Below are 22,021 nucleotides of genomic sequence, written 5' to 3'. Positions count from 1 at the left end.
TGCTCTCCTAAGTTAAAGCTGGGGTCAGACCCGGCGGGTCTGACCCCGGAATGCCTCTGCCGCAGACTGCGGTGCCAAACGTTGCCCGCAAAACGCAAAATCGACTTCCGGCCGCCGCCCCGACACAAGGTCGGCGATCGCCCTGCCCGCGCCGCAGCCCATGGTCCAGCCCAGGGTGCCGTGGCCCGTGTTGAGGAACAGCTGGCGGTAGCGTGTGGTGCCGATGTACGGCATGTTCGATGGCGTCAGGGGACGCAAGCCGGCCCAGTAGACGGGGTCGCTGTAATCGCAGGCGTCAGGGAACAGCGCCTGCACTCTGCGCGTGATGGCGGCGCAACGCACGGGGTTCAATTCGCGCGTGTAGCCGCTCAGCTCGCACGTGCCAGCCACGCGCAGGCGCTCGCCCAGGCGCGAAAACACCAGTTTGTGGCCATCGTCCGTCAGCGACACGGACGGTGCGCTGGCGGGGTCACGTATCGGATATGTGGCGGAATAACCTTTGCCCGGATACAGCATCAGGCGGATGCCGAGCGGCTGCAGCAAGGGCGCGGAAAAGCTGCCCATGGCCACCACCACGGCGTCCGCATGCTCAAGGCGATGCCTCCCTCGCGCATCGATGCATTCCACGCCCGTGATGCGTTCGCCGTCCGCCAGCAAGCGCGTCACCGTCGTGCCGTACTGAAAATCGACGCCGGCCGCGGCCGCGCGGGCCGCCAAGGCCGTGGTAAACAAATGCACGTCGCCGGACTCGTCGCTGGCCGTGAAATCGCCGCCGACGATCTGGCTGCGCGCGTGGCGCAGGGCCGGTTCCAGCCGGACCACTTCATCGGCGCTGACGGTGTTGCGCGGGCAGCCCAGTTCGCGCAAGAGCGCGGCGCCCGACTGCGATTTATTGAACTCCTGCTGGTCCGTATAGAAATGCAATATCCCCCGCTCGAGGTGGTCATAGGCTATGCCCGTTTCGCGCCGGAGGGCTTGCAGACTCTGGCGGCTGTACTCGGCCAGCACGACGATCTGGCGCATATTGCGCGACACCCGCGATGGCAGACATTCGCGCAGATAATGCAGCGCCCACTGCCATTGCAGCGTATCGAGGCGGGGACGGAACAGCAACGGCGCATCGTCCTTGCCCAGCCAGCGCACGACCTTGCACAGGGTGGCGGGATTGGCCCACGGCTCCGCGTGCGAGACGGAAATCTGCCCGCCATTGCCGAAGCTCGTTTCCTGCGCGGCGCCCGCCTGGCGCTCGAGCACGCGCACGTCGTGGCCCGCCTGGCGCAAGTACCAGGCCGATGCCGTGCCGACCACGCCGGCGCCGAGGACAAGGATCTTCATGGCGGGCTCGGCTCGCTTAACGGGTCAGCAGGACGGCGATGGCAACGAAGGCGGCGATCCACACGGTTTCCATCACCAGCATGATCACGGGGCGCCAGCCCAGCGAGGCCAGCGACTGGAACGACGTTTTGACGCCCAGCGCGGCAATGGCGATGACGAGGCAGGCGCGCGAGGCATTGTTGATCCAGCCATTCACTTCCTGCGGAATCAGGCCCAGGCTGTTGGTAATGACGAGCCAGACAAAGCCGATCAGGAAAAAGGGCACGAGCGGCGGCGCGTCGACTTCGCTCTTGCCTTCCTTGCGCTTGAACATGATCGACAGGCCCAGCACGACAGGCACGAGGCAAGCCACGCGCGTCAGTTTGACGAAGGTGGCGACGTCGCCCGTATGGTTGCTGACCAGGTAGCCGGCGCCCACCACTTGCGCCACGTCATGGATGGTGCCGCCGATAAACACGCCCGCCTCGGTCGGGTCAAAACCCAGCAGCTTGACCAGCAGCGGGTAGACGATCATGGCCAGGGTGGACAAGGTCGTCACGCCGACCACCGTCAGCAGGGTGAATTTTTCGTTTTCCTTGGTTTGCGGCAGCACGGCGGAAATGGCCAGCGCGGCCGACGCGCCGCAGATGGCGACCGAGCCGCCGGACAATATCCCTTCCGTGATGGGGCGTTTCAGCCACCTGGCCAGCAGATAGCCAAAGCCCAAAGTGGCCACCAGGCCGCCGACAACGATCAATAACGGCGTCACACCGACCGAGGCGATCTGGTTGAAGGTGATGCGCGCGCCCAGCAGGGCCACGCCCGTGCGCAGCAGCACCTTGCTGCAGAACTCGATGCCGGGCTTGCAGGTGGGGTCCGACGCGAGGAAGTGAAAAGCCAGGCCGAAGAACAGCGCGTACAGCAGTTGCGGGCCGCCGTAATTGCTGGAAATAAAGGTGGCCGACAGGGCGATCACCAGTGCGATGGCCACGCCGGGCCAGCTGCGCAGCACGGCGCGGGGACGCCAGATGGCAACGGCGGAAGACAGGTAGGGGATATTCTTGTCGACAACGCGTGTTATCGCTGAGGAGTTGGTTTTCATGCGGGTCCGCTCATAATGTTTTAAAAATTGGGACATTTCATCTCGTTTTTTAATAATACACGATGAGCTAGCGAAGTCCATGCTTTTCCATGAAAATCGAAACCGGATGTTCCGGAAACTGACGTTTTAATGATGTCAGCACCGTAAACGACAAACGGCGCGGCCCTTTGCAGGGACGCGCCGCTCGCTACTGACGAGTTAAATTTTACTTTTTGTTCAGGCGGGTAATCAGGCTGGACGTGTCGTAACGGTTACCGCCCGCCTGCTGCACTTCGCCATAGAACTGGTCCGTCAAGGTCGTCACGGGCAGGTCGCTGCCGTTGCGCTTGGCTTCGGCGAGGCAGATACCGAGGTCCTTGCGCATCAGGTCGACGGCGAAACCGAAGTCGAACTTGCGTTCGATCATGGTCTTGCCCCGGTTTTCCAGCTGCCACGACTGCGCCGCGCCCTTGGAAATCACGTCGACCACCAGCGCCGCATCGAGACCCGCGTTTTCCGCAAAGGCGATGCCTTCGCTCAAGGCTTGCACGAGACCGGCGATGCAGATCTGGTTGACCATTTTTGTGAGCTGGCCGGAACCGGAGGCGCCCATATAGGTGACGGCGCGCGAGAACAGCGCGATGACGGGCTCGGCGCGCGCGTACGCTTCCGCGTCGCCACCCACCATCACGGTCAGCTTGCCGTTTTCCGCGCCCGCCTGGCCGCCGGACACGGGTGCGTCGAGGAAGAACACGCCCTTTTCTTTTGCCGCCGCGTGGATGGTGCGCGCCGCTTCGGCGGAAGCCGTCGTGTGGTCGATCAGGATGCTGCCCGGCGCCATGGCGGACAGCAGGCCGCCCTCTTCCAGGATCACTTGATACAGGTCGTTATCGTTGCCGATGCAGGTGAAGACGAACTCGGCGCCCGCAGCGGCGGCGGCCGGCGTGGCGGCGCTGCTGCCCTTGTATTGCTCCAGCCAAGCGGCCGCGCGGGCCGGATTGCGGTTGTACACGGTGACGTCGTGCCCGCCCGCCGCCAGATGGCCTGCCATAGGGAAACCCATGACGCCCAAACCGATGAATGCCACTTTTGCCATATTGTCCGTCCTGTCGATGTGTGAATCCGATTATTGTTGCACAAATGTCCCGCGCCAGCAGCATCGTGCCGCCAGGCGCCAACTCAGACCGCCAGGCATTAGCAATTGGCAAACATCAGCGATTTACATATGCAAGATCAAAATTATCATAAATAATTTATGTTGTATTTTTTTCTATTTAATATTACATTGAACTGGCATTACAAATAAGGAAACTTTTTGCCGCATCCTTTTCCCAACCCTCGTTAAGGAGTCGATCTTGCAAACCTCACTTACCCGCATGAAAATCATCAGCGCCGCCGCCCTGCTGTTCGCCGCCAGCGCCGCACACGCCGACATCACGGTCTTTACCAGCCAGTCCGCCTATCTGGCAGCGGCCGGCAATACCGGCGTCGATACCTTTGATGATTTGCCCATCGATGCACTCGATGGTCCGCTGTTCCGCAGCGCCGGCAGCTATGCCTACACGGCAAGCAGCGTTGGCGTCTCGCCCATCCTGTACGGCGCAGGCACGGGCAGCGACAATTGGCTGAGCACCAATAACCGTGACGACAGCGTGGTGTTCTCCAACTTTTCCAGTGCCGTACGCGGTGTGGGGGGATTCTTCTTCGGATCGAACTTTTCCGGCGAATATGCCAGTGCCCAGAGCATCACGCTGACCGCGCGCAATGCGCTGGGCGAGCTGCTCACCTACGAACTGGTATTGCCGACACAGGCATCGTTTGTCGGCTTCCTGTCGACGGGCGCCTTCTCGGACCTGGCCGTCAGCACGGCCGGACAGATCGGCATCTGGCCGACCATCAATAATCTGTCCGTGTCGGCCGTACCGGAGCCAGCCACCTACGGCATGCTGCTGGGCGGCCTGGGCTTGCTGGGCTTCATGGCGCGCCGCCGCCGGTCCAGCCAGCAGTAAGCAAAGTGGCACCTGATACGGCTGCCGGCAGCCGTATCAGGCCTGCCATCACGACAATATCTCGCGCAAGGCCGCCATCAAGGCCGCGCACTCGCCCACGTTGCCGATGCTGATGCGCAAATACTGATTGATACGCGGTGCATTGAAATGGCGCACGATCACGGAACGGGCGCGCAGGCCCGCCGCCAGTTGCGCCGCATCATGCTGCGGGTGGCGCGCAAAGACAAAGTTGGCCACCGACGGCAGCACCTCGAAACCCAGCGCCGCCAGATCCGCCGTCAGCTGTTCGCGGCTGGCAATCACGGCCTGGCGCGTCTGCTGGAAATACGCTTCGTCGTGCAGCGACGCAACGGCACCGGCCAGCGCCAGCCGATCCAGCGGATACGAGTTGAAACTGTTCTTCACCCTTTCCAGTGCCTCGATCAGATCAGGATGCCCGAAGGCACAGCCGACGCGCAAGCCGGCCAGCGAGCGCGATTTCGAGAACGTCTGCACCACCAGCAAGTTCGGATACCGTTCGACCAGGGTCACGGCGCTCTCGCCGCCGAAATCCACATACGCTTCATCGACCACCACCACGGCGTCAGGATGGTCGCGCAGCAAGGTTTCCACATCGGCCAGCGGCAAGTCCACACCCGTCGGCGCGTTGGGATTCGGGAAGATGATGGCGCCGCACGGCTCCTGATAGTCTTGCGGGCGGATGCGCATGGCATCGTCGAGCGCTACCGTGCGGTAATCGATACCGTACAGCTTGCAATACACGGGGTAGAAACTGTAGCTGATGTCCGGAAACAGCAGCGGTGCATCGTGCTTGAGCAAGGCCATGAAGGCCAGCGCCAGCACTTCGTCGGAACCGTTGCCGACGAACACCTGCGCGCTGTTCAGGCCGTGGTAGCCGGCCAGGGTTTGCTTCAGTTCGCTGGCCGTGGGATCGGGGTAGAGGCGCAGGCTGTCGTTACTAGCTTCGCGCAGCGCGGCCAGGACTTGCGGCGATGGGCCGTAGGGGTTTTCGTTGGTGTTGAGTTTGACCAGGTCGGGCAGTTTCGGTTGCTCGCCAGGGATATAGGGGGTCAGCTCGCTGACGATGTTGCTCCAGAATCGGCTCATTGCTTTTATTGGTGGGGTCGGGATGGGAGGGGGTAGATTACCATAGGCTGAGCGGGGTCAAGGTGGGTGGCGACGGCGAGGGGTAGCGTGGACGGCATCGGCATCGGCCGAAGCTGAAGAGGACGCAGCATGAATAGCATGCACAATCTGAGCGATCCGTGGCTGCGGCCTGACGCGCTGGAGCGACAGACACGCCAGCGCAAGATCAATGCATGGCTGCAGGTTGCCGCCAGCCTCAGCGAACAAATCGCTGCCGAATTGCAGACTGCAACAGACCAGCTACAGGGCGAAGGAATGGCCGACCTGCAACGCGCGATGGCACTGGCGCAACGCTTGGCGAGGAATAGCAAGGCCATGCACGATACCCTCGGGACACTGTTTGACAGGGGTGAAAAATGCGAGGAGCATCGAGTGAAAAGCATGGAGGATTGCACCATGGACGAGCAGGTCAATACACTGGCAAAAGACATGGCTGGTGTGAAACTGGATGTTGCTGATTTGAAGGTGGATGTGGCTGGCATCAAGGTGGATGTGGCCGGTCTGAAAACGGATGTGGCTGGCCTCAAGGTGGATGTGGCAGACCTGAAAACGGATGTCGCCGGCCTGAAAACGGATGTCACTGTCCTCACGACGGATGTCAGCAGCTTGAAACTGGACTTGGCGGTGGTGCGCTCCAATTATGCGACCAGATCTGATGTGGCTGAGGCGAAGTCGACTGTCATCCTGTCGTGCGTGGGGACGATGATTGCGCTGGCAGGTGTGGCGTTTGCGGTGGCGCGGCTGGTGCACTAGCTTGCGTTGGTGGGGGTGCTGGCATTCAAAGCTGAATGGAGGAAAAAACGCCTTGCGCTGCGCGCTTTGGGCGGTTTTTCTACCTGCATTGATACGTCGCAGGCTTTTTTGCATCACTAATAAAAAAAGCTCCCTTGCGGGAGCTTCTCTTATGTATTCTGGCGGAGAGGGTGGGATTCGAACCCACGGTACGATTTAACGTACGCTTGATTTCGAGTCAAGTACATTCGACCACTCTGCCACCTCTCCGTTTACTGCGGTCTATTCATTCAAACTGGCGTGCCGGTTTGAACGAGGCGCTATTTTAGCATGGGTGTTGTTGGGTTGGGTAGGGGTTTATTGGTGATTTGCAACTGAGGGCTGGCATTTAGAACCAAACCCAATTTGACGATTCGGGGAGCCTCGCGCAAGTACGCGCTCGTCTTCGAATCCCACGCGTACGCCCCGCAGGGGGCGTACTCCTTTCCGCCGCCACAAATAAAAAAAGCTCCCTTGCGGGAGCTTTCTCTATTTGTTCTGGCGGAGAGGGTGGGATTCGAACCCACGGTACGATTTAACGTACGCTTGATTTCGAGTCAAGTACATTCGACCACTCTGCCACCTCTCCATTTGCTGCGGTCTTTCCCGCATTGCTGCGAGAAGGCAAGATTATAGCAGCCCGCAGCGAAAAGAAAAGGACTATTTTAGGCCTTCAGATGCGTCAGGCCGCCCATGTACGGGCGCAGCACGGCCGGGATCTCGACGCTGCCGTCCGCTTGCTGGTAGTTTTCCAGCACGGCCACCAGAGTGCGGCCCACTGCCAGGCCGGAACCGTTCAGGGTATGCGCCAGTTCCGGCTTGCCGGCGGCGTTGCGGAAACGCGCCTGCATGCGGCGGGACTGGAAGGCTTCGCAGTTCGACAGGGACGAGATTTCGCGATAGGTGTTTTGCGCCGGCAGCCACACTTCCAGGTCGAAGGTCTTGGTGGCGCCAAAACCCATGTCGCCCGTGCACAGCGACATCACGCGGTATGGCAGGCCCAGGCGTTGCAGAATCGTTTCCGCGTGGCCGACCATTTCATCGAGCACCTGGTACGAGGTGTCCGGATGCACCACTTGCACCATTTCGACTTTATCGAACTGGTGCTGGCGGATCATGCCGCGCGTGTCGCGGCCATAGCTGCCCGCTTCCGAACGGAAGCATGGCGTATGGGCCGTCATTTTCAGCGGCAACTGGTCGAGCGCGAGGATTTCATCGCGCGCGATATTCGTCAGCGATACTTCCGACGTCGGGATCAGGTAGAAGGTCTCGCCCTCGCCTTCCGCGCCGCCTTTTTTCACCGAGAACAGATCAGCTTCGAATTTCGGCAGCTGGCCCGTGCCGCGCAAGGAATCGGCATTGACCATGTACGGCGTATAGCATTCCGTGTAGCCGTGCTCGTCCACGTGCGTGTTGAGCATGAATTGCGCCAGCGCGCGGTGCAGACGGGCGATGCCGCCCTTCATGACGGAAAAGCGCGAACCGGTCAGCTTGGTGGCCACTTCGAAATCGAGGCCCAGCGGGCCGCCCACATCGACGTGATCCTTGACTTCGAAATCGAAGGTGCGCGGCGTTCCGACCTTGCGCACTTCCACGTTGCCCGACTCGTCCGTGCCCACAGGCGACGATTCGTGTGGCAAATTCGGCACGGCCATGATGAAGTCGCTCAGCTTGGCTTGCACCACGGTCAAGGCCGCTTCATCGGCTTTCAGCTCATCGCCCAGGCCGGCCACTTGCGCCATCACGGCCGAGGTGTCTTCCCCCTTGCCTTTCAGCATGCCGATTTGCTTGGACAGCGCATTGCGCTTGCCCTGCAGCTCTTCGGTGCGCGTCTGGATCGCCTTGCGTTCGGCTTCAAGGGCGGTAAAACCTGCCACGTCGAGCTGGAATTTGCGCGTCGCCAGGCGTTCTGCGACGGTGGCGATGTCTTTACGGAGAAGTTGGATATCTATCATGGGTGGATGGCGGTGCCGATGTATCGAAAGCACTCATTGTACCAAGACCCGTTCAGTTCTTTATGAGTTTTGCACATGGCCGACCATCGTCATGGCGGCATGGCTGGACACTCGCGCCCGCTTTACATCCAGCGCTTAGATAAAGGCGGCTTTTTCGGCAGCGGTCAGGCGGCGGGCGCTGACGGTGACGACAGGCATCGTGCTGTCGGCGGCTTGGGCAATCACGGTGGAGGTGGCGCTCACTTCCACGGTGTTCGCGCCGGCGGTGGCGAAGCTGGCGCCGATGGCGATGATGGCGGCGGCGACAAAGGTGATTTCCATGTTTTTCAGTGCTTTCATGATGTGACTCCTGGTTGGTTTGTGTGGTTGACTGCTGCTGGTATGGTGGTACTTTAGCCAACGGCCACAAACAAGGCCACCGGCTTGCGACCAGCGGCGAAAAACAGGGAGCGAACGGTGAAAAACGGGGACTGAAACGTGGAGAATAGTTACAAGGCTTCCTTGACCAGGCGACCAAGGCGGCTTATAGCCTGCTCGATGCGCGGCGTCCACGGATTGCCGCAATTGAGGCGCAGATAATTGCCGAACTTGCCCGAGGCCGAGAACAACTGGCCCGGCATGTACGCCACGCCGTCCGCGATAGCCTGGCCGTGCAGGGCCAGCGCATCGATTTGCGGCGGCATCTGCACCCACAGCACGAAACCGCCCTGCGGCTCGGACAGCATGCAGTCGGCCGGAAAGCTGGCAGCCACGGCGTCGGACATGCGGGCGATGCGCTGCACCAGGGTGCGCCGCATCTTGCGCAGTTGCTGGTCGTAGCTGCTGCCCTCCAGAAAGTCGGCCAGCACGGCCTGGAAGAAATGGCTGGTGGCGCCGCTCGACACGGTTTTCAGCAAAGCCACTTCCTGCGCGAAGCGGCCGGCCAGCACGTAGCCGACGCGCGACGCAGGGGTAATCGCCTTGGAAAACGAGGAGCACAGCAGCACATTGCCGCTCGTATCGTAGGCTTTCACGGGCCACGGCCGCTGCGGGGCAAAGCACAGGTCGCCATATACATCGTCTTCCACCAGCGGAATATTGAATTCCGACAGCAGCCCCGCCAGCCGCTTCTTGTTTTCTTCCGGCATGACGCAACCGAGCGGGTTGTTGGCGTTCGGCACGAACAAACACGCTTGCACGAGACCGGCGCGCAAGGCAAGCTCCAGCGCGTCGAGCGACGGTCCCGTCTTCGGGTCGGTGGGAATTTCCAGCGCCTTCATGCCCAGGCTTTCGATCATCTGCAGCAGCACGAAATACGTGGCCGACTCGATGGCAATCGTGTCGCCGGGCTTGGCGACGGCGCGCAGGCACAGGCTGATCGCTTCCGTGCAGGAATTCGTCACGACGATCTCGTGCGGGTCCAGCTTGCCCCAGTCCAGCGCGCGGCGCGTCACCTGGCGCAGGAAATTGCTTTCGCTGACGTCGTAACAGCTGACCTTGCTCAATAAAGCGGGCTCGCGCCGCGCCACGGCGCTGATGGTGCGCTGCATGCGCTTGATGGGCAGTATCTCGTCGGGCGGCCAGGCCGTGCCCAGCTGCACGATATCGGGCGCCTCGTTTTCCTTCAGCACGCGCATCAACAGGTTGTTGATGCCGACAAAGGCCGGCTCCTTCAAATGCTGGGCGTCCGCGCTGCACGGGCGGCGCGGCGCGCGGTGGCGCACGAAATAGCCGGACTGGGGCCGCGCATCGACTTGCGCCCGGTCTTCCATCAGGCGCAAGGCTTGCATCACCGTGCTGACGGAAATGCGCTTTTGCTGCGCCAGGTGGCGGATCGATGGCAGGCGGTCGCCGGGCGCGAACACGCGCGAGTCGATCAAGGCGCCCAGTTCGTTGGCCAGGTGCTCGTACAGATTCAAATGCGCGCTCATGTTCATCCCTTCAGTATGCGGCTCGCGCGCGTGGCCGGCACAGATACAGTTGCCAAGTTTTTTGACAAGCACAGTGTACGACAAAGGACACTGTATGCATCACAATTTCGTTTTCCTGCATCTGTCATGGTTCGCGGCAAGCGCCTAAGCTGTTCCTGTCAGCACAACAGGAGCGATGCCATGCATACCGACCACGAATTACGCAGCGAACGGCCTTTGCGCCTGGAAAAAGCGCACGCCAGGGTCATCGAATGCCTGTCCGGCACGGCGTGGGTCACGGCCTACGCCCAGTTCGAGGATTGCGTGCTGCGCAGCGGCGAACGCTACACGATACCGAACGACGGCCTGGTGCTCGTCGAAGCCGTGGGTAGCGGACACATCCGTGTGCATGGGACGGCCGCCCCGCGTCCCACCCTGCTGCGCTGGCTGAACCTGGCACTGCCTCACACACTGCTCACAAGGAATACATGAGTCAAGCAACACTACATCAAGCTCCACTGTGCGTCCTCGTCACGGGCGCCGCCGGCATCATCGGCACCGCTTTCTGGAAGCGCCGGCACGGGGAATTCTCCCTGCGCCTGGCCGACCTGCACACAGGCAAGCTGGCCGAAGCACCCTGCCCATCCATCAAGCTCGACGTCGCCGACTATGCCGCCTGCCTGGCCGCCTGCGCCGGCGTCGACGTGGTGCTGCACCTGGCCGGCGTGCCGCACGTCGGCGCCGATTTCGATGCGCAATTGCTGCAGCCGAACATCGTCGGCACGCACAACATCTTCCGCGCGGCACAGGAACAGGGAGTGAAAAGGGTGGTGCTTGCCAGCAGCGCGCAAGCCATCGAGGGTTACCCGCTGGACGTGCAAGTACAGGAAAGCATGCCGGCGCGCCCCGCGAACATGTATGGCGCCAGCAAGGCCTTCGGTGAAGGCGTGGCCTCGGCCTTTGCGCACCAGCACGGCATGACGGCGATCGCCGTGCGCATCGCCAACGTGGCCAACTTTGCGCCAGGTCAACAGCACAGCGCACGCGACATCGCCGCCTTCATCAGCGAGCGTGACGTGGTGCAACTGCTGGCCCGCTGCGTGACGGCGGACGTGCCGGCCGGCTACCACGTCGTGCATGGGGTGTCGGACAACCGCTACAAGCGGCTGTCGATTGCGGCGACGCGCCAGCTGGTCGGCTATGCGCCGCAGGATGACGGTTTTACCCTGCTGGGGCTGTAACCTCAGCCCTTGCCCGCTGGTTTTCCTGCTTTTCTGTCCAGCTCGCGCAGCCACGCCAATTTATCGGCGATCTTGCTTTCCAGACCGCGCGGCACGGGCTGGTACCAGCCCGGTTCGGCCATGCCGTCCGGGAAATAGGTTTCACCGGCCGCGTACGCGTCCGGCTCGTCGTGCGCGTAGCGGTAGGCATGGCCGTAGCCGAGTTCCTTCATCAGCTTCGTCGGTGCATTGCGCAAGTGCACGGGCACTTCCTTCGACTTGTCTTTCTTGACAAACGCCATCGCCGTATTGAACGCGTTGTAGCCGGCATTGCTTTTCGCTGCAATCGCCAGGTAGATGACCGCCTGGCCCAGGGCCAGTTCGCCTTCGGGCGAACCCAAGCGTTCATACGTTTCGGCCGCATCATTGACCATGGTCAGGGCACGCGGGTCGGCCAGGCCGATGTCTTCCCAGGCCATGCGTACGATGCGCCGCGACAAATAGCGGGGGTCGGCGCCGCCGTCGATCATGCGGCAAAACCAGTACAGGGCAGCATCGGGGTTGGAGCCACGCACGGATTTATGCAGCGCGGAAATCTGGTCATAGAAATTGTCGCCACCCTTGTCGAAGCGGCGCGAATTGAGGGTCAGCGCATTGTCGACGAAGGCCGCGTCGATCTTGGTCGTACCCGTCGAGCTGGCGGCCGTCTCGGCCTGTTCCAGCAAATTCAGGAAACGCCGCGCATCGCCGTCCGCATAGCCGATCAGAGTATCGGCGGCCGCCTCATCAAAGCTCAAGTGCGTCAGGGCCGTGGACTGCGCCTTGGCCAGCAACTGCTTCATCTCGTCTTCGTTAAGCGATTTCAACACATACACTTGCGCGCGCGACAGCAGTGCCGAATTGACTTCGAAGCTGGGGTTTTCCGTGGTGGCGCCGATGAACGTCACCAGGCCAGATTCGACGAAGGGCAGCAAGGCGTCCTGCTGCGATTTGTTGAACCTGTGGATTTCGTCGACGAACAATAAAGTGTGCTTGCCGAACTGGTCGAGGCTATGGCGTGCCTGGTCCATGGCTGCGCGGATATCTTTTACACCCGCGAACACGGCCGACAGGGCGATGAACTCGCTGTCGAAGGCATTGGCCATCAGGCGCGCCAGGGTCGTCTTGCCCACGCCGGGCGGCCCCCATAAGATCATCGAATGGGCCTTGCCCGCCTCGAACGCGAGGCGCAGCGGCTTGCCCACGCCCAGCAGATGCGTCTGGCCGATGACTTCGTTCAGGGTGGCTGGCCGCAAGGCTTCGGCCAAGGGCTGGCGCGGTGCGGTGGAAAAGAGATCCGCCATATTGAGTTACCTAATAAGAATGCAAAGGCCCCGCATTGCTGCGAGGCCGGCTCATACGCAAGGCGCGACAGTCTTAATTGTTGATGACGTCGGCGCCCTTGGGCATGACAAATTTAAAGTGATCGGCAGATAAGGCGGGATTCTTCTGGAAGTTCTTGAACGCCAGTACCGACGTCTGGCCGAACGAATCGCGCAACTCCATCGCTTCCGGCACGCCATTGCGCAAGCCGATGGTGATTTCATCGAACGTCGTATCCTTGGCTTTCGGCGTCGCTTTCAGCCATTCCAGGCCATCGCGCGTGCCCGCTTCGGCCAACGTAAAATTCTTTTCCAGGTCATTGCTGCCGAACAGGATGGCTGCTGGCGAGGAACCGAGCGCGTCGCCCAGTTTCTTGACCGTCACCTGGCTCAAGTCCTTGTCGTAGATGTACAGCTTGTCGCCATCGGCTTGCAGCAGCTGCTCGTACGGCTTCAGATAGGTCCAGATGAACTTGCCTGGGCGGGCAAACTCGAACGTGCCGCTGGCCGGCGTCGACACTTTGGCCTTGCCGCTGGCTCCCGCCTTGGCGTCCGCCTTCTTGACCTGGCGCTGCACGAACTCGCCCTTGGCCGACTTGGTGCCGGCCGCAAAGCTCTTGAATTGCTCGAGCGCACTGGCCGAGGCACTGGCCGCGAACAGCAGGCTGCAGGCAACGCTGGCCGCGCCGATCATCATTTTTGCTGCGAAAGTCGTGTTCTTCATTCTATTTACCCTTGTTCACTACTGGCCGCCGGCACCAGGATTTCCCGGTTGCCATTGGATTGCATGGTTGATACCACCCCGCTCTGCTCCATCTGCTCGAGCAGACGGGCGGCGCGGTTGTAGCCGATGCGCAAATGACGCTGCACCAGCGAAATCGAGGCGCGGCGGTTTTTCAGCACCACCGCCACCGCCTGGTCGTACAGGGCATCGGCCTCGCCGCCGCCCTCGCCAGGCACGCCGCCTTCGGCGCCGTCGCCTTCCAGGGTGCCGCCTTCGAGGATGCCCTCGATGTAATTCGGTTCGCCCTGCAGCTTCAGATGGCTGACAACGCGGTGGACTTCTTCATCGGACACGAACGCGCCGTGCACGCGCATCGGCAAACCGGTGCCGGGCGGCATGTACAGCATGTCGCCCATACCCAGCAGGGTTTCCGCGCCCATCTGGTCGAGAATGGTGCGCGAGTCGATCTTCGACGATACCTGGAAGGCGATACGCGTCGGGATGTTCGCCTTGATCAAGCCCGTGATCACGTCTACAGATGGGCGCTGCGTGGCCAGAATCAAGTGCAGACCGGCGGCGCGCGCCTTTTGCGCGATACGTGCGATCAATTCCTCGACTTTTTTACCCACCACCATCATCAAGTCGGCCAGCTCGTCGATGATGATGACGATGGTCGGCAGTTTTTCCAGCGGCTCCGGCGAATCCGGCGTCAGGCTGAACGGATTCGGGATGTGTTCTTCACGCTTTTTCGCGTCGGCAATCTTCGCGTTGTAGCCAGCCAGGTTACGCACGCCCATCTTGCTCATCAGCTTGTAGCGGCGTTCCATCTCGTTCACGGCCCAGTTCAGCGCGTGGCCGGCCTGGCGCATGTCGGTGACGACGGGCGCCAGCAAGTGCGGAATGCCTTCGTAGACGGACATTTCCAGCATCTTCGGATCGATCAAAATCAGCCGTACGTCGAGTGGGTCGGATTTGTACAGCAGCGACAAAATCGTCGCATTGATGCCCACGGATTTACCGGAACCGGTCGTACCGGCCACCAGCAAGTGGGGCATCTTTGCCAGATCGGCCACGACGGGTTTACCCGCGATATCCTTGCCCAGCGCAATCGTCAGGCTGGAGACGCCATCGTTGTAGACCTTGGAACCGAGGATTTCCGTCAGGCGCACGATCTGGCGCTTGGTGTTCGGCAGTTCCAGCGCCATGTAATTCTTGCCTGGAATGGTTTCCACCACGCGGATGGAAGTCAGCGACAGTGAACGGGCCAGGTCGCGCGCCAGGCCCACGATCTGGCTACCTTTGACACCCGTGGCCGGCTCGATTTCATAGCGCGTGACGACGGGGCCGGGGTAAGCGGCCACTACCTTGGCATCGACGCCAAAGTCCGACAATTTCTTTTCGATCAGGCGGCTCGTGAATTCCAAGGTTTCCACGGAGACGGTTTCCACCACGGGCGGCGCTTCATCGAGCAAAGACAGCGGCGGCAGCTTGCCATCGCCCAGGTTCTCGAACAAATGGGCCTGGCGCTCCTTTTCCACGCGCTCCGATTTCACCACCGTCACCACCTGCGGTTCAATCTTCACGGGCGGCGCGGCCACATGTTTCTCTACATGCTTGGCCCGCTCGATGACCACCACTTCGTCGCGGCGCACGGCGGCCACTTCGCCCTGGCGGCGGTCTTCGCGGTCCTGGTAGCGCAGTACGAACCAGTTGACGGCGTCTTCGATGGCGCCACCGATGCGTTCGGCCACTTGCAGCCAGGATACGTGGAAGAACAAGCTGAAACCCAGGCCGAACAGCAGCAACAGCAGCAAGGTCGCGCCCGTAAAGCCAAAGGCCACGTGGGCCGAGTGCCCGACCAGCTGGCCCAGCACGCCGCCCGGATCACGCGGCAGCTGCACGTGCAAGCTTTTTGCCATGCGCAAGTATTCGAGTCCCATGCTGCCGATCAGCATGATGGAGAAGCCGACGATGCGAATCAGCATCTCGACATGGTGCTCGCGCTCCACCTCTTCCTCTTCCAGCAGGAAGCGCTTACTCAGGCGGCGATAGCCATGCCATACCGTGCGCAGCAGCCACACGCACCACCACCAGGCGGAAAAGCCGAAGATATACAGCAGCAAATCGGAAAAGGTCGCGCCGAGCTTGCCGCCCAGGTTGGCCACCTTGTCGACATTGGTGGCGTGCGACCAGCCGGGGTCGAGCTTGTTGAAGCTGGCCAGGATCAGCACGAAATACAAGGCAAACGCGGCCAGCGCGAACCAGCGCGCCTCGGACAGCAGCCGCACCAGCCGGTTGGGCAGCGGGCGGCGTTCGACCGGTTTTCGGGTGTAGCTATTTTGATTGGCCTGGGCTGGTTTAGTCATTCTGGGAAGCGCTGCAAGGTGAAAAATGTTTCTGAAAGGGAATTTCCCATAATAAGGAAGTATTCTAAGCCATATATGCCCCGGACGGCCCCACGATTCGTCGCTACAGGCGGCTTGGTCTATAATCGTGGATTGCTTGCGCAAGCGCAATACGCCCTTGTTCTTCGCGCGTATGCCCCCAATTCGGATAGACCCCACTCATAGAGAAGCCTCCCATGACCACTACCAAACACGCCCGCGTTTTGATCCTCGGCTCCGGCCCAGCCGGCTACAGCGCCGCCGTCTACGCCGCCCGCGCCAACCTGAACCCGATGCTGGTCACCGGCGTGGAACAAGGCGGCCAGTTGATGACCACCACCGACGTGGAAAACTGGCCTGGCGACCCGATGGGCGTGCAAGGCCCGGACCTGATGCAGCGCTTGCTGCAGCACGCCGAGCGTTTCAATACGGAAATCGTGTTTGACCACATCCACACGACGTTCCTCAATGAAAAGCCGATCCGCCTGAAGGGCGACAGCCACGAATACACGTGCGACACGCTGATCATCGCCACGGGCGCATCCGCGCAATACCTGGGCCTGCCATCGGAAGCGGAATTCATGGGCAAGGGAGTGTCCGCCTGCGCCACCTGCGATGGTTTCTTCTACCGCAACCAGGAAGTGGCCGTCGTCGGCGGTGGCAACACGGCCGTCGAAGAAGCGCTGTACCTGTCGAACATCGCCAATAAAGTCACGCTGATCCACCGCCGCGACAAGTTCCGCGCGGAAGCGATCCTGATCGACCGCCTGAACGCCAAGGTTGCCGAAGGCAAGATTGTGTTGAAATATAACCACACTCTGGACGAAGTGACGGGCAACGAAGGCGGCGTGACGGGTCTGAACATCAAGTCGACCATCGACGGCAAGGTCGAAGCCTTGAGCGTGCATGGCGTGTTCATCGCCATCGGCCACAAGCCGAACACGGGCATCTTCGAAGGCCAGCTGGACATGCACAACGGCTACATCAAGACCAAGACGGGCTTGGAAGGCATGGCCACCGCCACCAGCGCACCGGGCGTGTTTGCCGCCGGCGACGTGCAAGACCATATCTACCGCCAGGCCATCACCAGCGCCGGCACGGGTTGCATGGCAGCACTGGACGCCCAGCGCTACCTGGAAGGCCAGGAGTAAGCGTCGCATGGCGTCGATGAAAGACTTTGCCGACCTGAAAGCGGTCAGCAAGCAGCTCAAGGAGCAGGCCGACGCGCGCGCCCAGGCTGAAGCGGAGCGCGCCCAGCAGGTCAAGGTGCAGGCCGTGGAGAGCAATCTGTTCAAGGCCAGCATCGGCGGCGTCAAGCGCCTGCCCGAGTCGGACCGCTACGTGCCCAGCCTGCCCAAGGCGGGCGCCATGGCGGCCCAGCAGCCGGCGCGCAAGTTGTCTCCGGAAGAGGACGATGCGGCCGTGCTGCGCGAGTCGCTGTCGGATTTGTTCGAAGTCGACCATTACCTGGAAAACGATCCGGCCCTGAACTACGCCCGCCCCGGCGTGGGAGCGGACGTGGTGAAAAAGATGCGCAAGGGCCACTGGCCCATCCAGGATGAGCTGGACTTGCACGGCTTGCGCCGCGACGAGGCGCGCGACGGCATCGGCGCCTTTTTGAACCAGGCGACGCGGCGCAAGCTGCGCTGCGTGCGCGTGATCCACGGCAAGGGTTTCGGCTCGAAAGGCCAGGAACCGGTCTTGAAATCGATGGTGCACAGCTGGCTCGTGCAAAAGGATGAAGTCATCGCCTTTTGCCAGGCGCGCCGCTCTGAAGGGGGCGATGGCGCGCTGGTCGTATTGCTTTCTTCCGCCCTGCAGCCCATCCGCTGAGCACCGCAGCAAGAAATTACAATTCAGTAACAAGTTAGCTCATGCGCACGGCCCCGTTTGTCACCATTCGGGGCCGTGTCATGTTAACCTGTGACAATTATTTCCTGCTTAGCGTCTCGTTCACGCGCTCCACCCATGATGCCACCCCAATTGCCGCCTGGCTCGCTGATCAAGATCATTGAGGTCATCGCCATCCTGGTGGGCGCGTTTTCCGGCTTCATCGAAGCGCGCCGCAAGCGCATGGACCTGGTCGGCGTGTTCGTGGTGGCCTTCATCACGGCATTTGGCGGGGGCACTTTGCGCGACATCCTGCTCGACAAGCGGCCATTGTTCTGGGTCTCGCACCAGGAATACGCGATTCTCATCTTCGTGCTAGCCCTGACGGCCGCGCCCTTGATCCAGCACTTGCGCCAAATCGTCTCGGAACGCCTGATCGTCATCGCCGACGCCATCGGCCTGGGCATGTTCGCCATCGCGGGCGTGGCCGAAGCGACGCGCGCCGGCATGCCGCTCTTCATCGCGTCGATGATGGGGGTGATTACGGGGATTTTTGGCGGCGTGATGCGCGACATCGTCTGCAACGAAGTGCCGATGGTATTTCGCGACGGCAAACCGTACGCAATCTGCGCGTTCTTCGGCTGCTGGGCTTATCTGCTGCAGATGCACTTCGGCGCCGAGCACGACTTCGCGCTGTGGACCAGCGCCAGCGGCATCACGATTCTGCGCCTGATTTGCTGGAAATTCGATATGCGGCTGGGGCGCTGATACGTCAACCGGCAACGTTGTTGGCGGCGCATGTCGGCTTACGCGCTGGCGCGCTAAGCCGACCTACGGCACGACACCCATTGCTACGCGTAGGTCGGATCAGGTCCGGAGGACCGTAATCCGACACCATTGTTGGCCAGACTTACACCGCGTCCGGGCCGGTTTCACCCGTACGGATGCGGATCACCTGCTCCACATCGCGCACGAAAATCTTGCCATCGCCGATCTTGCCTGTGCGGGCTGCCTTGATGATGGCGTCGACCACCAGTTCCGACACGCTGTCGTCCACCACCACTTCGACTTTGACCTTCGGCAGGAAGTCGACCACGTACTCGGCACCACGGTACAGCTCGGTATGGCCCTTCTGGCGGCCAAAGCCCTTCACTTCCGTCACGGTCAAGCCCGTCACGTTCACGTCGGCCAGCGCTTCGCGCACTTCGTCGAGCTTGAATGGTTTGATGATGGCGGTAATCTGTTTCATGGCTACTCCTTAAAATTGTTAGATTGTGGACAGATGGCTGCTTATTCGTAAAACTTCGACGTGATCGGGTAGCGCCAGTCGCGGCCAAAGCCACGGTGCGTGACGCGGATGCCTACCGGCGACTGGCGCCGCTTGTATTCATTGATCTTGATCAGGCGCGTGATTTTCGCCACGTCGGCCGGCGGGTAGCCAGCCTCGATAATCTCGGCGATCGGCCGGTTTTCTTCCATGTACAGCTGCATGATGCCGTCGAGTACGTCGTATGGCGGCAAGGAATCCTGGTCCAGCTGGTCGGCGCGCAATTCAGCCGACGGTCCGCGCGTCAGGATGCGCTCGGGTATCACGTCCGACACGCTGTTGCGGTACGCGCACAGCCGGTAGACGAGGGTCTTGGCGATATCCTTGATCACGGCAAAGCCGCCCGCCATGTCGCCGTACAAAGTGCAATAACCGACCGCCATCTCGCTCTTGTTGCCCGTCGTTAGCACGATGCTGCCATGCTTGTTCGACAGGGCCATCAGCAAGGTGCCGCGGATACGCGCCTGGATGTTTTCTTCCGTCGCGTCTTCCGCCAGTCCGGCGAACTCGTCAGCCAGGGTGGCGCGGAAGGCATCGAAGGTGTGCTTGATCGGAATTTCATCGTAGCGCACATTGAGGCGTTTTACCATGTCGCGCGAATCGATCCACGAGATATCGGCCGTAAATTGCGATGGCATCATGACGGCGCGCACCTTGTCGGCGCCCAGCGCATCGACGGCAATCGCCAGGGTCAGGGCGGAATCGACGCCGCCCGACATGCCGATCAGCACGCCAGGGAAACCGTTCTTGCCGATATAGTCGCGCACGCCCAGCACCAGCGCCTGGTACACCTGCGCCTCGGTCGTCAACGGCGCGGCCAGCGGCTGCGGCACGGGCGTGGCGCCGTCGAATTCGACCAGTTGCAAGTCTTCCTCGAAGTGACGCAGCTGGGCGCACATCGTGCCGGCCGCATCCATCACGAAGGAGTCGCCGTCGAAAATCAGTTCATCCTGGCCGCCGACGAGGTTGGCGTAGACCAGGGCCATGCCTTGCGCGCTGACGTTCCTGCGCATGGTGTCATAGCGCAGATGCTGCTTGTTCATGTGGTAGGGCGAGCCGTTCGGCACCAGCAGCACTTGCGCGCCGGCCGCGCGGGCGCGCATCGGCGCATGCTCGAACCACGTGTCTTCGCAGATATTGATGCCGAAACGCACACCTTTCACGCCAAACACGAAAGCCTGGTCCGACGACGTGAAGTAACGCTTTTCATCGAACACGGTCGTGTTCGGCAAGTCGTGCTTGCGGTAGGTGCCCAGTACTTCGCCGTTCAGCAGCACGGAGGCGGCGTTGTGGCGCACGCCCTTCTCGTCTTGCAGGGGCAAGCCCACCACCACGTGCAGATCCTTGAACTGGGCCAGGTCGGCAGCCAGTCCCGCAAACGCTTCCTGCGTTTTTGCGTAGAATGCATTGCGCAGCAATAAGTCCTCGGGTGGATAGCCGACCAGCGACAGTTCCGGCGTGAGCACGATATCGGCGCCCGCTTCAAAGGCGCGGCGGGAAAGATCGAAGATCTTGGCACGGTTGCCGGCCAGATCGCCGACCGTACTATTCATTTGAGCAATTGCGACTTTGACTGTCATGATGATGATGGATATTTTCGTTCTATTAAACAAGACAGGGGCGCGCAGGCCGGTGGCGGCGCCCCGAGAGTGATGAATGCACACTACAACAATGAATTATCGCACGGCTATCGTCACTACCCTGGCTGAAATTGGCGAAGCGGCCTGGTCTGAACTGCTGGCAAGCCAGGCGGAGGCCAATCCCTTCCTTTCCTACGCCTTCTTGCACGCGCTGCACGAGTCCGGCTGCGCCAGCGCGGACACGGGCTGGCAGCCCAATTACCTGGTGCTGTGGCAAGGCGAAACCTTGGCCGCCGCCCTGCCCCTGTACCTCAAAATGCACTCGTATGGCGAATACGTGTTCGACTGGGCCTGGGCCGACGCCTATCGGCAACATGGCCTTGAATATTACCCGAAACTGCTGTCCGCGATACCGTTTACACCCGTCAGCGGCACGCGCCTGCTGGCCCGCGATGGCGAGGCGCGCGCTGCCCTGCTGGCCTTTCTGCAGGCGCAGCAGCAAGCGGCCGAAGTATCGTCCTGCCACATCCTGTTCCCGCCAGAAAGCGAAGCGTGCCAACTGGAGCAAGCTGGTTACCTGATGCGTAGTGGCGTGCAGTTTCACTGGCTCAATCCCGGCTACACGGATTTCGAGCAATTCCTCTCTACCCTGGAACACAAGAAGCGCAAGAATATCCGCGCCGAGCGGCGCAAGGTGCGGGAAGCGAGCGTCACCATGCGCCAGGTGCGCGGAGCGAACGCCACGGACGCGGACTGGAAACTGTTCCACCGCTGCTACAGCAATACCTATGCGGAACACCGCTCCTCGCCCTATCTGTCGCTGGACTTCTTCCAGCGCCTGGGCACCAGCATGCCGCAGAACATCTTGTTGGTGATCGCCGAGCGCGAAGAGCGGGCCATTGCCGCCTCGCTGGTGATACACACGGCAGACACGTTATATGGCCGCTACTGGGGCGCGCTCGAGCACGTGCCCTGTCTGCATTTCGAGACGGCATACTACCAGCCGCTGGAATTTTGCATCGCCAATGGCATCGCCACCTTCGAAGGGGGCGCCCAGGGCGAGCACAAGATGGCGCGCGGCTTCCTGCCGCAAAAGACGTGGTCCGCCCACTGGCTGGCGCACCCGGCCTTTGCCGACGCCGTGCAGCGCTTCCTTGAACGCGAACGGGGCGGCATCGATGCCTACCTCGACGAGTTGAACGAACACAGTCCGTTTCGCGCATAAAAAAGGCTATGTCACCGTCAGATGTGGGAACGCGCCCAGCGTTGCTCTCAATAACGTTTCTGGCGAGCGGATGCGCCTGGCGTCGAGTATCCAGCGCCACCCCAGATAATTTGGCAGGTAGCGCGTCGCTACGCCGTGAAACGGCCCCAGCCATTGCCGCAAACGGCTGTGATACGCATTGACGTTCTGCACGTGGGCGGCGCCC

20 protein-coding genes, 2 tRNA genes and 1 pseudogene are annotated in these 22,021 nt (G+C 61.3%); 8 read left to right on the top strand and 15 right to left on the bottom strand.

Features of this window, described 5'->3' with window-relative positions:
* Positions 1-24: 24 nt before the first annotated feature.
* The 3 genes from AC54AG_RS14325 to AC54AG_RS14315 all read right to left on the bottom strand — a co-directional run bounded on the left by AC54AG_RS14325 (position 25) and on the right by AC54AG_RS14315 (position 3,491).
* Positions 25-1,335: a D-amino acid dehydrogenase gene (locus AC54AG_RS14325; protein WP_496630722.1), complete on the bottom strand. Its 1,311-nt coding sequence runs from the start codon at positions 1,333-1,335 to the stop codon at positions 25-27.
* 16 nt (positions 1,336-1,351) lie between these two features.
* On the bottom strand, positions 1,352-2,416 hold the full coding sequence (locus AC54AG_RS14320; RefSeq protein ID WP_082654522.1) for a YeiH family protein: 1,065 nt from the start codon (positions 2,414-2,416) through the stop codon (positions 1,352-1,354).
* Positions 2,417-2,621: 205 nt separating this feature from the next.
* Positions 2,622-3,491 carry an NAD(P)-dependent oxidoreductase gene (locus AC54AG_RS14315; protein ID WP_070304032.1) on the bottom strand — a complete coding sequence of 290 codons (870 nt, stop codon included), beginning with the start codon at positions 3,489-3,491 and terminating at the stop codon, positions 2,622-2,624.
* Between the two features lie 259 nt (positions 3,492-3,750).
* On the opposite strand from AC54AG_RS14315, the gene AC54AG_RS14310 reads away from it, so the two are divergent.
* Complete coding sequence (locus AC54AG_RS14310; RefSeq protein WP_331778868.1) at positions 3,751-4,404, top strand: FxDxF family PEP-CTERM protein; 654 nt, start codon at positions 3,751-3,753, stop codon at positions 4,402-4,404.
* Between the two features lie 48 nt (positions 4,405-4,452).
* Here the strand turns inward: AC54AG_RS14310 and hisC are convergent, their stop codons facing one another.
* Positions 4,453-5,511 (bottom strand): histidinol-phosphate transaminase, encoded by a 1,059-nt coding sequence (hisC, locus tag AC54AG_RS14305; RefSeq protein ID WP_331778867.1) that lies wholly within the window; start codon positions 5,509-5,511, stop codon positions 4,453-4,455.
* A gap of 129 nt (positions 5,512-5,640) precedes the next feature.
* On the opposite strand from hisC, the gene AC54AG_RS14300 reads away from it, so the two are divergent.
* On the top strand, positions 5,641-6,303 hold the full coding sequence (locus tag AC54AG_RS14300; RefSeq protein WP_331778866.1) for a hypothetical protein: 663 nt from the start codon (positions 5,641-5,643) through the stop codon (positions 6,301-6,303).
* 159 nt (positions 6,304-6,462) lie between these two features.
* On the opposite strand, the gene AC54AG_RS14295 is transcribed toward AC54AG_RS14300, so the two are convergent.
* The 5 genes from AC54AG_RS14295 to AC54AG_RS14275 form a co-directional block, all read right to left on the bottom strand.
* A tRNA-Ser gene (locus AC54AG_RS14295) sits at positions 6,463-6,552 on the bottom strand.
* A 268-nt stretch (positions 6,553-6,820) separates the two neighbouring features.
* Positions 6,821-6,910 (bottom strand) — tRNA-Ser (locus AC54AG_RS14290).
* 76 nt (positions 6,911-6,986) lie between these two features.
* Entirely contained in the window at positions 6,987-8,276 is a 1,290-nt protein-coding gene (gene serS / locus AC54AG_RS14285; protein WP_331778865.1) for a serine--tRNA ligase, read from the bottom strand.
* A gap of 135 nt (positions 8,277-8,411) precedes the next feature.
* Positions 8,412-8,615, bottom strand: a complete 204-nt coding sequence (locus tag AC54AG_RS14280; protein ID WP_496630721.1) for a hypothetical protein — start codon at positions 8,613-8,615, stop codon at positions 8,412-8,414.
* 149 nt (positions 8,616-8,764) lie between these two features.
* Positions 8,765-10,186, bottom strand: a complete 1,422-nt coding sequence (locus AC54AG_RS14275; protein ID WP_496630720.1) for an aminotransferase-like domain-containing protein — start codon at positions 10,184-10,186, stop codon at positions 8,765-8,767.
* Between the two features lie 180 nt (positions 10,187-10,366).
* Between AC54AG_RS14275 and AC54AG_RS14270 the strand changes: the two genes are divergently transcribed.
* Together AC54AG_RS14270 and AC54AG_RS14265 are read left to right on the top strand one after the other, a co-directional pair.
* Positions 10,367-10,657 (top strand): DUF2917 domain-containing protein, encoded by a 291-nt coding sequence (locus AC54AG_RS14270; protein WP_496630719.1) that lies wholly within the window; start codon positions 10,367-10,369, stop codon positions 10,655-10,657.
* A complete protein-coding gene (locus AC54AG_RS14265; protein ID WP_496630718.1) occupies positions 10,654-11,406 on the top strand; it encodes an NAD-dependent epimerase/dehydratase family protein in 753 nt (250 codons plus the stop codon). Before AC54AG_RS14270 ends, AC54AG_RS14265 begins: the two co-directional genes overlap by 4 nt.
* A gap of 2 nt (positions 11,407-11,408) precedes the next feature.
* Here the strand turns inward: AC54AG_RS14265 and AC54AG_RS14260 are convergent, their stop codons facing one another.
* The 3 genes from AC54AG_RS14260 to AC54AG_RS14250 all read right to left on the bottom strand — a co-directional run bounded on the left by AC54AG_RS14260 (position 11,409) and on the right by AC54AG_RS14250 (position 15,836).
* On the bottom strand, positions 11,409-12,728 hold the full coding sequence (locus tag AC54AG_RS14260) for a replication-associated recombination protein A (protein ID WP_425252029.1): 1,320 nt from the start codon (positions 12,726-12,728) through the stop codon (positions 11,409-11,411).
* Between the two features lie 73 nt (positions 12,729-12,801).
* Entirely contained in the window at positions 12,802-13,470 is a 669-nt protein-coding gene (gene lolA, locus AC54AG_RS14255; RefSeq protein ID WP_034758664.1) for an outer membrane lipoprotein chaperone LolA, read from the bottom strand.
* Positions 13,471-13,475: 5 nt separating this feature from the next.
* Positions 13,476-15,836, bottom strand: coding sequence for a DNA translocase FtsK (locus AC54AG_RS14250; protein WP_070304042.1), 2,361 nt, complete (start codon positions 15,834-15,836; stop codon positions 13,476-13,478).
* Positions 15,837-16,051: 215 nt separating this feature from the next.
* Between AC54AG_RS14250 and trxB the strand changes: the two genes are divergently transcribed.
* The 3 genes from trxB to AC54AG_RS14235 all read left to right on the top strand — a co-directional run bounded on the left by trxB (position 16,052) and on the right by AC54AG_RS14235 (position 18,452).
* The gene (gene trxB, locus AC54AG_RS14245; RefSeq protein ID WP_034758671.1) at positions 16,052-17,005 is read left to right on the top strand and encodes a thioredoxin-disulfide reductase; all 954 of its coding nucleotides are present in this window, start codon (positions 16,052-16,054) and stop codon (positions 17,003-17,005) included.
* A 7-nt stretch (positions 17,006-17,012) separates the two neighbouring features.
* Positions 17,013-17,687, top strand: coding sequence for a Smr/MutS family protein (locus tag AC54AG_RS14240; RefSeq protein ID WP_496630717.1), 675 nt, complete (start codon positions 17,013-17,015; stop codon positions 17,685-17,687).
* Between the two features lie 135 nt (positions 17,688-17,822).
* Complete coding sequence (locus AC54AG_RS14235; protein WP_034758680.1) at positions 17,823-18,452, top strand: trimeric intracellular cation channel family protein; 630 nt, start codon at positions 17,823-17,825, stop codon at positions 18,450-18,452.
* A 142-nt stretch (positions 18,453-18,594) separates the two neighbouring features.
* Here AC54AG_RS14235 and AC54AG_RS14230 read toward each other — a convergent pair whose 3' ends face one another.
* Both AC54AG_RS14230 and AC54AG_RS14225 read right to left on the bottom strand, forming a co-directional pair.
* Complete coding sequence (locus AC54AG_RS14230; RefSeq protein WP_034758685.1) at positions 18,595-18,933, bottom strand: P-II family nitrogen regulator; 339 nt, start codon at positions 18,931-18,933, stop codon at positions 18,595-18,597.
* Between the two features lie 41 nt (positions 18,934-18,974).
* Positions 18,975-20,591, bottom strand: coding sequence for an NAD+ synthase (locus AC54AG_RS14225; protein WP_070304044.1), 1,617 nt, complete (start codon positions 20,589-20,591; stop codon positions 18,975-18,977).
* Between the two features lie 91 nt (positions 20,592-20,682).
* Between AC54AG_RS14225 and AC54AG_RS14220 the strand changes: the two genes are divergently transcribed.
* Positions 20,683-21,816 (top strand): GNAT family N-acetyltransferase, encoded by a 1,134-nt coding sequence (locus tag AC54AG_RS14220; protein WP_496631002.1) that lies wholly within the window; start codon positions 20,683-20,685, stop codon positions 21,814-21,816.
* 6 nt (positions 21,817-21,822) lie between these two features.
* On the opposite strand, the pseudogene AC54AG_RS14215 reads toward AC54AG_RS14220, so the two are convergent.
* Positions 21,823-22,021, bottom strand: a pseudogene (locus AC54AG_RS14215) (IS1595 family transposase); the annotation flags it as partial.

The sequence above is a fragment of the Janthinobacterium sp. BCJ23 genome (assembly GCF_059617945.1).
The sequence above is the reverse complement of the archived record's forward strand: the minus strand, read 5'-3'. Positions and strand labels throughout refer to the sequence as shown.